10 protein-coding genes are annotated in these 12,203 nt (G+C 48.8%); 3 read left to right on the forward strand and 7 right to left on the reverse strand.

The genetic code is table 11. The features are described 5' to 3' along the window. Positions 1-85: 85 nt before the first annotated feature. On the reverse strand, positions 86-2,926 hold the full coding sequence (locus tag NG795_RS13165) for a cation-translocating P-type ATPase (protein WP_367289117.1): 2,841 nt from the start codon (positions 2,924-2,926) through the stop codon (positions 86-88). A 255-nt stretch (positions 2,927-3,181) separates the two neighbouring features. Beyond that, the gene (locus tag NG795_RS13170; protein ID WP_367289118.1) at positions 3,182-3,634 is read right to left on the reverse strand and encodes a helix-turn-helix domain-containing protein; all 453 of its coding nucleotides are present in this window, start codon (positions 3,632-3,634) and stop codon (positions 3,182-3,184) included. 279 nt (positions 3,635-3,913) lie between these two features. On the opposite strand from NG795_RS13170, the gene NG795_RS13175 reads away from it, so the two are divergent. Then, a complete protein-coding gene (locus NG795_RS13175) occupies positions 3,914-4,135 on the forward strand; it encodes a hypothetical protein (RefSeq protein ID WP_261197783.1) in 222 nt (73 codons plus the stop codon). 419 nt (positions 4,136-4,554) lie between these two features. Then, positions 4,555-6,255, forward strand: coding sequence for an ABC-ATPase domain-containing protein (locus tag NG795_RS13180; RefSeq protein WP_367289119.1), 1,701 nt, complete (start codon positions 4,555-4,557; stop codon positions 6,253-6,255). Positions 6,256-6,317: 62 nt separating this feature from the next. On the opposite strand, the gene NG795_RS13185 is transcribed toward NG795_RS13180, so the two are convergent. After that, positions 6,318-6,515, reverse strand: coding sequence for a hypothetical protein (locus NG795_RS13185; RefSeq protein ID WP_367289120.1), 198 nt, complete (start codon positions 6,513-6,515; stop codon positions 6,318-6,320). Between the two features lie 349 nt (positions 6,516-6,864). On the opposite strand from NG795_RS13185, the gene cobA reads away from it, so the two are divergent. Then, complete coding sequence (cobA, locus tag NG795_RS13190; protein ID WP_367289121.1) at positions 6,865-7,665, forward strand: uroporphyrinogen-III C-methyltransferase; 801 nt, start codon at positions 6,865-6,867, stop codon at positions 7,663-7,665. Between the two features lie 55 nt (positions 7,666-7,720). Here the strand turns inward: cobA and NG795_RS13195 are convergent, their stop codons facing one another. From NG795_RS13195 to aroF, 4 genes are all read right to left on the reverse strand, one after another. Then, positions 7,721-8,746 (reverse strand): sensor histidine kinase, encoded by a 1,026-nt coding sequence (locus tag NG795_RS13195; protein ID WP_367289122.1) that lies wholly within the window; start codon positions 8,744-8,746, stop codon positions 7,721-7,723. 276 nt (positions 8,747-9,022) lie between these two features. Beyond that, positions 9,023-9,367 (reverse strand): slr1659 superfamily regulator, encoded by a 345-nt coding sequence (locus NG795_RS13200; protein ID WP_367289228.1) that lies wholly within the window; start codon positions 9,365-9,367, stop codon positions 9,023-9,025. Between the two features lie 360 nt (positions 9,368-9,727). Next, a complete protein-coding gene (locus NG795_RS13205) occupies positions 9,728-10,309 on the reverse strand; it encodes a slr1658 family protein (protein WP_367289123.1) in 582 nt (193 codons plus the stop codon). Positions 10,310-10,886: 577 nt separating this feature from the next. Beyond that, positions 10,887-11,744, reverse strand: coding sequence for a 3-deoxy-7-phosphoheptulonate synthase (aroF, locus tag NG795_RS13210; RefSeq protein ID WP_367289124.1), 858 nt, complete (start codon positions 11,742-11,744; stop codon positions 10,887-10,889). Positions 11,745-12,203 lie beyond the last annotated feature (459 nt).

Raw genomic sequence — 12,203 nt, forward strand, 5'->3', positions numbered from 1 at the left:
CCCCTGCTAATAGCTAAAGTCGGATAAATCCGACTAAAAACACCACTCGATAAAATGAGCAGTCGGTTTTAACCGACTTTAGCTGTTAGACGGGGGTTTTAACCCCCGTCGGTGTCTTTTTCTTCCCATAAAATACCCGGAAAAATACCTTCTCCATCTCCACCCAAACGAACAACAACGAACTAAATCCTAAACAAACTGCCAACTCAGTTGGCGTCAACCAATGGGTTCCAAAAAATGCCCGTAACGGTTGCACATAAATCAACATAAGTTGAAGAATCGTGGTAATAATCACCGCCCCAAATACAAACGGATTCGACAACGGATTTAACTGAATCGTTAACTGAGTATTGGACCGAACCGCGATCGCATGACCCATCTGAGCAATACACAAAGTCGTAAATACCATCGTTTTCCAGCGGTCCGGAGACAATCCCTCCCCTAGAACCGTGTGTGTGTAAGAATATGCCCACATCATTAAGGCAATAGAAATAATCGCAAACACAATCCCAATGCGCACCATATACAACCCCAAACCCCGGGCAAAAATATTCTCCCGAGGACTAAAAGGAGGCCGATTCATGACATCCGGTTCTGGCGGTTCAACGGCCAATGCTAACGCGGGAAACCCATCCGTCACCAGATTCATCCAGAGAATTTGTAACGGCGTGAGGGGAACACCGGGTAATCCTAACAAAGGTGCAGCGGCGATCGTCAGCAATTCCCCAATATTAGACCCGAGAATGTATTTAATAAACCGGCGAATATTCGTATAAACTACTCGCCCTTCTTCCGTCGCAGCAACAATGGTAGCAAAATTATCATCCAGAAGTACCATGTCGCTGGCTTCTTTACTCACATCGGTTCCCGTAATCCCCATTGCAATCCCGATATCCGCTTGTTTGAGGGCTGGTGCATCGTTTACCCCGTCCCCGGTCATCGCGACAAATTTACCCCGTTTCTGCAACGCTTGGACAATTCTGAGCTTATGTTCCGGAGAGACTCGGGCATATACACTAACGTGATCCACCTCCCGTTCTAACTCCTCTTGGGGCATTTCTTCCAACTCTTGACCGATGAGGACCCGATCGCCCTCTTGAGCAATTCCCAAATCCTGGGCAATGGCGATCGCGGTGAGTTGATGATCTCCCGTAATCATAATCGGTCGAATCCCCGCCCTGCGACATTTCACCACCGCCTCACGCACTTCTGGTCGGGGTGCATCTAACATTCCCACCATTCCCAACCAAACTAACTCCCGTTCCGTCTGGTCTTCTGAACTCTCTGGCGGTTCTTGCGTTAACGGTTTATAAGCAAATCCGAGAACCCGCAACCCCCTAGCTGCTAAATCGTTATTCCGGTCTAAAACCTGCTGTCGTTGCACCTCCGAAAGGGGTTGAATCTGGTTACCCATCAGAATTTGAGTACAACAGTCTAAGGTTAACTCAGGAGACCCTTTGGTAAACATCACGAAGGGCGTTGAATCCTGACTCAGAACCGCAAATTCAGGATTAGAAACTTGAGAGATGACACTCATCCGTTTGCGTTCCGAGGAGAAAGGAAACTCACTGATTCGAGGCAGTTGGGGAGAGAGGCGATCGCCAGTGAATTCCAACTTACCCGCTAACACCAGTAACGCCCCTTCCGTCGGGTCCCCCACAATTGCCCAGTCATTATTCTCGTACTGCAACACTGCATCATTGCACTGCACACAACTCAACAGCAGGGTTTCCAGTTCGGGATACTCCCCTAACTTACCCACCCCAATTTTTGTCCCATTTTCACCTAAAAAATCTCCCGTGGGTTGATATCCTTCTCCCGTCACCGTGAAGCTGTGACTCGGAGTTTCCACCCCTTGGACCACCATTTTATTTTGAGTTAACGTGCCGGTTTTATCCGAGCAAATTGTGGTAACACTCCCCAAAGTTTCCACCGCAGGCAATTTGCGAATTAAGGCATGACGCTTAACCATGCGCTGGGTCCCCAGGGCCAGAGTCACGGTAATCACTGCCGGTAACCCCTCGGGGACGATCGCCACCGCCATACTCAGGGAAATTTCTAACAGATGATTAAATGCTGACATTCCCTCAACCAGGGTGCCCCCAATGACCACGATCGCCACCAGAATTAAGGACCCCGTGACCAACACATTCCCGAGTTGAGTCATCCGTTGTTGCAGGGGAGTATCTTCACTTTCCACCCCCTGAATCAAAGTGGCAATTTTACCCAATTCCGTACGCATTCCGGTGCCAGTCACGATCGCCTTAGCCCGTCCCTTGACCACTTCCGTGCCACAAAAGACCATATTCAGGCGATCGCCCAGGGATGTATTCTCCGGCAACTGGATCAGCGCATCTTTTTCTACCGAATGCGCCTCCCCCGTCAAAGCAGACTCGCGGATTTGCAAATTAGACTCTTCTAGGAGTTTGGCATCGGCTGCCACCTGCACCCCCGCTTCCAAAAACATCAAATCTCCCGGGACCACGTCCGTTGAGGCGACTTCCAGCAGTTTTCCATCCCGCAGAACTCGGACCAGAGGAGAGGCCAAACTTTTCAACGCAGCGAGGGCTTTTTCCGCCCTGGTTTCCTGAAGATAGCCCAATACCCCATTCAGAATCACGATTAGCATAATCGCCACCGCATCCTTGGGAAACTCTCGCTGCTGAATAGCCAAAAATCCTGAAATAAAAGCAACCCCGATCAGCATCAATAACATAATGTTTTTGAACTGATCCAGTAAAATAATCCACGGACTGCGACCGGCAGTTTCTTGCAGTTCATTAGGGCCGTACTTCTGCAAGCGTTCCGATACCTCCGCAGTGCTTAATCCCGTCGCGGGATCAACCTGGAGTTTTTCCAGGGTGGTATCGATGTCGAATGTATGCCAAGGGACCGGCGTATTTTGCCTAGAAGAATTTGCAGACATGAGTGTAATCAAGGTGATGAGAGGGGGAGAGTGGCAGCGCAGGACCCGGAGAGTTTGGCACAACAATTGATTAAAATTGCCAGTCTCCTGACCCCTAACCCCGGACAAATTCTACTCGGAATTGGACAGCATTCTTCCTAAATCTGTAGAGGCGATTCACGAATCGCCCCTACAGGATTTAGGGTGGATTCTCAAAATAAGTGTCAGTCCTGTGGGAGTTGGATTTGGGAGTGTAACAACCTCCATGAGGCAGTCTTATCCGTTGAGAGTCCCTTCAGTCGCGAGTCTTGCTTTGATCTGTTGGAGGTAGTCCCATCCCCGTTGCAGTGCCACCGGACGGGCAATCCGTTCCGATATCCACTCTGCAACGGTGCGACTATTCCACAATCCGCCATTGGGAGGGGGGCCTTGGAGTGCTTCCCATAATTCGGTTTCCTGTTGGGGAGACAGCAACGGTTCGGCACCCGGGTTCTCATGACGGCGATCGCCCAGTCCGGCGCTGCCTTCCTTATTATAACGACGCGCCACCTGCCGGATCCAATCCCGACAATACCCCGTCACCTCCGCCACCTGTTCCGTGGCAAAGCCTTTTGCCAACAGCCAGATGATTTGATAATGGGTGCGTTCTACCGGGTCTTTGGAGTGGCGATAGCGAGTTTCCAGTTCTACTACACTCAAATGAGCTTGAATAGTGATGCGTCTGGGCATAGAGCATCAGAATGAGACAGCATATCATCACTATACGCTCCGATTCAGAACCCTGTCCAATTTCCCCATTTCCTGGAAATTCCTGGGGGAGAAACCCCTTACATTCGCAAGGGTCTTACAAGAGTAGGTTTTTTAGGTTGAGGGTGATTCTCCGGTCCCCTCCCCTTGGCAAGGGGAGGGGACAAGAAGGACTCCCGGGGTCCAGTTGTTTGCGCGGTGACGGAATCGCGGGGGAATGTCCTGTATGTTAAGACGGTTTATTAAAAAGGAAGGGCAATCATGAACCCCAATCGGGACTTGCAAACGGCAAAACCCCATCAGGTCAACTATCGGGATTGGACCATTTTGGTCTTTCCCGGAACTGATGGATACCGTCCCTTGTGCCTTGCCTCAGAAACGGAGGTCCTCAGCGATACGAAACCCTATCCCACTCCCGAGGTGGCGATCGCTGCGGGGAAGCGTTTTATCGACCGGGCGATCGGTCATCAAGAGGTGGCGTAATTCATCGGATTTTGTTATTTATCCCCCCATCATGACCCGACTGAGAGGGTAAGCGATCGGTTTTTCTCAACTCAGGATAGGGTCACATCAGTTCGACGTTTTTGAGGATATTACGAATCATAAATTCTTGAATGATTGGGGGCGCAAGTTATGCGCCCTTTCGATTTGGTAATGACTGGGGGAACGACTGAAGTCGTTACTACGAACATTGGAGAGAACGACTGAAGTCGTTACTACGAACATTGGAGAGAACGACTGAAGTCGTTACTACGAACATTGGAGAAAACGACTCAAGTCGTGAGGTTGAGCTGGATTTTGAATTAATGGTTCATAGTGTGGGATAATTGGGACTGAGGACTGAACTTCGGGATAGCCGAAATTCATCGTTCTAACTCGGGGTTATCTTTCTGTAGACACTCATGCAATATCAACAGTTACGACAGCAATTAAATCAATTGGATGGCCGAAGTTATAAGGCGTATAAAGATATCCAGGGTCGCTACAAATTCTCGGATTTTACCCTGTCTATCGATTATGTTCAGGGAGACCCGTTTGCATCACCGAGTAAACTTTCCGTGCGAGTACCTCAATCGGTAGCGGGTTTTCCCGAGGAATTATATCAGTCTCGGAGTCGAAATATTGCGTTGGGAGATTATCTCACGCGGGAATTTTCTCAGGCGGCGAGGCAGGTTTCCACCCGACGGGGAACGGGGAAAAGTGGTCAAATTGCGATCGCCAAGGTAACTCAAGAGGTCCTAGAACGCAGTTGTGCTACCATCAATTCCGATTGGGTGGAAATTCGCTTCAACGTCGGACTTCCCGCCCAAGGACGGCGAATTTTGGGCCATCTCGCCGGGGAAATGCTCTGCGATGATATCCCCAAAATTGTAGAAAAGGCGCTGTTTTACCGCAATCTGAATCAGTCGAAAATTCGCACTCAGGTGGAAACCATTGAAGATGCCGACTGGTTGCGCGATCGCCTCCCAGAACAGAATCTAATCGCCTTTATTGCCAATGGTGCCATTCTACCTCGCCGCAGTGGCGTAGACGATCGCCCATTAATTGCCACGGAAGCAATTCCCTTCGTCTCTCCGGAGTCATTCCAAGTAGAATTTAACTGTCCCAATCGCGGCAACATTATCGGCATGGGAATTCCCTCGGGAATTACCCTCATTGTCGGAGGCGGTTATCATGGCAAATCTACCTTACTCCGGGCGATCGAAGTCGGGGTTTATAATCACATTCCCGGCGATGGTCGAGAATTTGTCATCACCGATCCAGGGGCGATGAAAATCCGGGCAGAAGATGGTCGTAGCGTCGTCGGAGTGGATATTTCACCCTTTATCAATCATTTACCCCAAGGTCGTTCTACCCAACAGTTTTCCACGGCAAATGCCAGCGGCAGCACCTCACAATCTGCTAATATTATGGAAGCATTGGAAGCAGGCACAACAGTATTATTGGTGGATGAAGATACGGCAGCGACTAATTTTATGATTCGCGATCGCCGAATGCAAGCGTTAATTGCGAAAGAAAAAGAACCCATTACACCGTTTATTGATAAAATTAAATCCCTGACTACTCTAGGCGTTTCGACCATTTTAGTCATGGGAGGCAGCGGTGATTATTTTGATGTGGCCGATCGCGCCGTGGCAATGGATAATTTTGTAGCTTATGATGTCACCGATCGCGCCAAAGCAGTTGCCGCAGAATATGCCACGGGTCGGCAATCGGAAGGGGGACAAGAGTTCGGGAGTATTCCCAACCGCATCCCCATTCCCAACAGTCTTGATCCCAGTTCTGGGAAACGGGATGTGCGTCTGAAAGTGCGAGATGTGGATGAAGTGCGGTTTGGCGTAGAAGACATTGATTTAACTGCCGTTGAGCAAATTGTGGACCCGGGACAATTACGGGCGATCGCGGCGGCAATGGTGTATGGGAAGGACCGCTACATGGATGGCAGGCGATCGCTACGGGAGATTCTCGATCGGGTGATGGCGGATATTGATGAACAAGGATTAGATGTGTTAACTCGGTTTCCGGAAGGGGATTTAGTGCGGTTTCGTCCTCTGGAACTCGCGGCGGCCCTGAATCGGTTGCGAACTTTACAAGTTCGATGATTAGGGAACGTTCGTAGTGACTCCTTGATTGAGTCATCTTGATTTAACCCCTAAAGGGGTTACTACAAACGTTCCGGCAAGAGGGGATGCCACAAGCGCAATCCGTTAGCAAACCCCAAGAGATAGATGGCCCCTTCTGACCCAATCAGGTCAAAACTACCTGGAGGGTCCTCTAAGGCCCCCAGATCTGCTTGCCGAATCGTGATGCGATCGCGGCAACGGAGGCAACCGGCGAAGTGCCTCCCGCGTCGCCTCATCACTTCCGGGCCCCTCTCTCGGCAGATTGCAGTGCACCGTAAACAATGCCTCAAAATCCATTCCTTCCCCCCCTCCAACTCCGTGAAAATCCGTGAAATCCGTGGTTCCCTTCCCACCCATGCAAAAATCGGATAATCTAAATGCAATCCTTTCATGGATAACCGATTCTGGTAATCAATGATACGAATTGTCATCCAGATTACAAATAGCCTAAACTATAAATAACAGAGCGGTCGGGAATTCCCTGATCCAAATCTTTTTTCGATATTATTGATACATTTTAACGCGATAAACCCAGGTCAATCGGACCGATTCAGAGCAACTAAAGTCAAGGATTAAAGTTGAGTCAATATGGTAGTACAATCTTCAAACTCAAGCGGACCAAAGGCCAAGACATTGGGCAAAGTGTATTTAGTCGGCGCAGGACCAGGAGACCCGGGTTTGCTGACGATTAAGGGCAAAACCCTCTTAGAATGTGCGGATGTGGTGATTTATGATGCCTTAGTCAGTCCGCAAATTCTCGCCCTGATTAATCCTCATGCTGAACAAATTAATGCCGGAAAACGCCGGGGACGGCATTCGTTGAAGCAAGATGAGACGACTCAAATTTTAATTGAACAGGCGCAGGTTCATGCCGTTGTGGTGCGGTTAAAAGGCGGGGATCCCTTTGTATTTGGGCGCGGTGGGGAAGAGATGGAGGATTTAATTGCCGCTGGGGTGGCGGTGGAGGTGGTCCCGGGAGTGACTTCAGGAATTGCGGCCCCTGCTTATGCGGGAATTCCCCTAACCCATCGGGGATATAGTTCTTCGGTGACGTTTGTCACGGGACATGAGACGGTGGGGAAATATCGACCCCAGGTGAATTGGCAGGCGATCGCCCAAGGTTCAGAAACCATCGCCGTCTATATGGGGGTGCATAATTTACCCTATATTACCCGGGAATTGCTGAATGCAGGGCTGAGTCCTGAGACCCCGATCGCCTTAATTAGATGGGGGACCCGCCCGGATCAAGAAGAACTGATTGGCACCTTAGAAACCATTGTCCAGCGGGTTGAAGAGAGTGGATTTGAGGCCCCTGCGATCGCCGTGATTGGCCAGGTGGTCAATTTACATTCCATTTTATCCAGCAGTCGTCCCGCCGTTTTTGGGTAAAAAAATGCCTAAAAAAAAGGAATCAGGTTTCCCCTTTCCTTCGGTGTTTTGAGGGTTAATTTCCGATTCTTAAGGGTAAGGAGTTGCTATCTACCCATTCGGGAATTTCTTGCAACTCCAACTCCATCCAAAAGATGCTCCCTTCGCCGACACGACTGATAACATGGAGTTCTCCTCCCATCATTTCTACTAATTTTTTACTAATAGCGAGTCCCAGTCCGGTTCCTTCTGCCATGCGGCTTTTATCACCCACTTGATGGAAAGGAAGAAAAATTTCGTTGAGCATTTCCTCGGGAATGCCGATGCCTGTATCTTGAATTTCAAAGCGAATTTTTCGGGGGGACAGATGTCCCATGTTTTGCGGTTCTGGCTTAAGTTCCTCGGTGGTCCCGTTACTACTGGGGAGGGAACAACAACCTGGGGGGCGATCGCTCTTGCACCACTGTCCATTCACCGCATAGCCCACTTTAAAAGCAACTAAACCGGAATCCGTAAACTTAATCGCATTTCCTAATAAATTAATCAAAATTTGCCGTAATCGTTTCTGATCCGTGTAAATGCCACTGGGTAAAGGAGTAACCCGCTCACAAGTAAACGTGATCCCCTTTTGTTTAGATCTCATATCAAATAAATCGCAAATTCCCTTAAGGAAGAGGGGAAAATGAAATTCTTGGGCATCGATTTCTAATCGGCAAGCTTCGATTTTAGCAATATCCAGAATATCGGCAATTAAAGTTAAGAGATGTTCGCCGCATTGATAAATTTTAGTCAGGTCGAGTTGTTGTTGTTCCGTGAGGTCTTCTTCTTCTTCCAACATCAGTTGGGCATAGCCTAAAATCCCATTTAAAGGGGTTCGCAATTCGTGGCTCATATTCGCTAAAAATTCGCTTTTAGCACGGCTGGCCACTTCTGCCACCTCTTTGGCTTTTAACAGTTCCGCTTCGATATTATCGCAGTGTTCCGTGGTATTCTCCAGTAGGATCTCCAGGTCATTTTTTTCCTGCTTGAGCATTTCCACTTCACGGCGCAGGGTCTGGACCTCCAAAAGGAGCTGTTCTCTTGTTACTGTCTCTTCCCACATAGACTTAATTTCTTCCTTTGGCGATCGCGTGACGTTTGCCGCATTTACCCCGTTGTACTCGCCTGGTTCAAGCCTTATAAAAGTTCTAGCGGTAAAGCTCCGGTTGAGGTCGCTTTAAAGTAGTTTTGAAGACTTGAAAGAGGACCAGGGATTCAACTGAGGGCAATCAGCCGCTTTGACCCTTGAGCTACCCTTGTTAAAGCAGTCCCCTGTCGCCTACGGGATAGCGACGGGTGTTATGCCCCTTATGACCACCCCCTCCCCTGGGGTCTCTCCCTATTCCCATTCGAGTTCTAAAGACGGCATCAGTCGCTGTAAGTTCTTCAATGATTTTCCCTGCCACAGTAGCTTTTTAGAACCTTTGACAATCAGATTCACATTCTTTTTCTGCCGTACTTTAATCACAAACTTGGAAAGCACGTTGATCCCCGAGCTATTTAAAAATTCTAGGCCCTTGAGATTGAGAATCATCGTCTCCGGTTCTTGGTCGATCGCGCTTTCGAGGAGTTGGATAATTGGGTCATATTCATCCATACCATTCAACCGCAGGGAACCCAGGCAGTTTAGTGTCGAGGTTTCATTCTCATACCACAGGCGATAATCGTCAGTCTTAATTTCCATCATCAGTAGTCAATCGTTAATAAGGGATCTCGGGTTAAGGTTATAAGGAGTAAGAGGGTCAGATTGCCGCTCCTAACCGTAGTTTGCCCAGATTGGATTGCCTCCTCTCTCGTTTTTCTCCGGTTCTAGTCGATGCACTCACCCACTCGGACCGATGCTCGCCGAATCACTCCCTAGTTCATGGTACGGGACAATGCCGGGATAGTGTTCAGTAGAATTACCCCTCCAGTTCATTGATAACACTGACCCTGGGAGCCGTGAGCACCTCTGATCACTTGCGCCGCGCTCTGTTGGAGCACCTGTCCCACCGGCAACAGGATAGAAACGGATAGGGGTCCGAGGAGCGTGATATTAATGAGTCTATAATAAGAGTTGTACCATTGTGGTTACGGCGATCGCTTTTTGCTCCGCGTTCATATCTTGAAATTTCCACCCTATCTTAGCGTCATAGTCGTTGATCATGGTCAGAAAACCCACTCCCGAGGTGCTGCTGCCACCCTCTTGGGCATTTTTTTCCACTTGCTTAATGTAGAGTTCTAGGGGATCCTCAGTGCTTAACAGTTTTAAAAATCCCTTAAATTCCCGCACTTTCTCACGGCAAATACTATTAGTGGTAACAAAAACAATTCTTTCAGGATTTAAGTGGAGTTGAATACTAATCGGAGCTCCCGGAGCCTGTGCACTAAACTTCATGGCATTTTCTAGGAGTTCATTGGCAATGTAGCTGACTGCACATTGGATTTCGGCTTTTTTATCCGGAGGTGAAGCGGTTTCCTCACTATTTGGAAAAAACGTTGTTAAATAGTCTGCCAGAAAATCCGCCGATAATCCATTGTTTCGCCATCGCTGTTTGAGGGGAATCGAAGCGGGAGAAAATCCCAAAATCAAATATTCCGTTCCCGAGGGCAAATCCTCAATGAAGTCTCCAAATATTTCGGTCATAAGTGGGTTTTAGTGGCTAGATCAGTAATTTATAATGGGCAACTCAGTTGAAATACAACAAAAACATACAACCGGGAGATTTTTCAGCAGATCTACTCGGGAAACGGATCAGATCAGGGAACGATTTTTTCACCAGAATCGGGGCGATCGCAGTCTAACTCGGAACTGTTGACTCTTGAACAATTACCCTACTCTCTCGGAATCAGCCAGATTGTAGATGTCAAATGGGTGAGGTGTTGCAGTCGGACCATTCCTCAATCCAGGGATTGTTCGTTTGAGAGTTTCCGGAGGTTGGAGGACCTGGGCGATCGCTCACTCATCCCTATCATAAACCTTTCGGGTAAAGGCATTTGTGATTAAGAACAAATGACCAATGACCCATGACCCATGACACCCATCGGGATCATCCACCTTTAGGGTGAAGATACCCCGGCCTTGTAATTCACCCAGATACTTTTATTGTACCCACAACTCATCCAGCGCGACAAGATACCCCCTCTAACTGGCGTTTTCCTGTAGAAGTGGGAGACTCAAATTTTCCAGACAACCCGGAACTGATCGGAGTCTCCCCCACCTATTAAGCTGCTGATAATTCCCGCACAGGTTCCACCCCACGCACCCGACGCCCGACTGCTGCTGCCACCGGACCCAAACTCTGCACCAACTCTACCATCTCGGGAAGCGAAAGAGCCTGTCTCGCATCAGAAACCGACTGTTCCGGTTCCGGGTGACACTCAATAATCAACCCATCGGCCCCTGCTGCCACTGCCGCCCTTGCCAATCCTGCCACTAATTCTCGCTTACCGGCGGCATGAGACGGGTCCACCATCACCGGCAAATGGGTAATCTGTTTCAGGGCCACCACTGCCCCCAAATCCAGAATATTCCGCGTGAAGGAATCGAAACTACGGATCCCCCGTTCACAGAGAATCACATCCGGATTCCCATGACTGAGGATATATTCAGCAGCAAACACAAATTCTTCCAGGGTCGCTGCCAGTCCCCGCTTCAACAACACGGGTTTACCCGCTTCCCCTAATGCTTTGAGCAAGTCGAAATTTTGCATATTCCGACTGCCCACTTGTAACATATCCGCGTGGGCAACAATGCTTTCAATTTGATGAACGGACATTACCTCCGTCACCACGGGAATCCCATAGCGCTGACGCACCCCAGATAAAATAGTTAACCCCGCATCTCCCATGCCTTGAAACGAGTAAGGGGAGGTGCGGGGTTTGAAGACGCCACCGCGTAACATTTGCACGGGTGCATGGGCGAGGTGACGGGCGACGGTTTCCATTTGTTCGAGACTTTCCACGGCACAGGGACCGCCGATAATTAATAAGTCTTGGCCCCCGATCGTGGTGCGATCGCCGATAGAAATGGCGGTTTGTTCCGTGGGATGAGATTTGTTGACGAGTTTGGCATTTTTCATGGAATTACTCCTTTTGTACAAATAATCAAGATGGACGATAAAAAAGCCCGGAACCTTTTTAAAGTTCCGGGCTCAGGCGATTTGGCATCATGACAAAACCTACCCAGAACTCTTTCTGAGCCAAAAATAAAAACCAAAAAACCAGTTAGGGAGATGGGATGTCATGGCGATCGCCTTTTTCCTTTGCGAGAGAGTGTTTCAAACCAACAAAAAACCGCAGCGTTGCTTCTGCGGTTCACCAGCGGTTTCCATGTCAAAATGGATTCACTGCCGGTGAACCAAGATAAACCAAAAATAAAAGAAGGGGCTGCGGTTTAACATGATGATGAGAATTAATGAGTCAATTGAATGTAGTCCTAGATAGACTAAACCTAACAAAGCTCAAACCTGATGTCAACCCCCCAATCGGGATAACTTTTAACCCGGATTTCTACCTAGAGGTAGAGTGTTTCCTCGCTT

This window comes from Laspinema palackyanum D2c (assembly GCF_025370875.1).
In the GTDB taxonomy this organism is placed as follows: domain Bacteria; phylum Cyanobacteriota; class Cyanobacteriia; order Cyanobacteriales; family Laspinemataceae; genus Laspinema; species Laspinema palackyanum.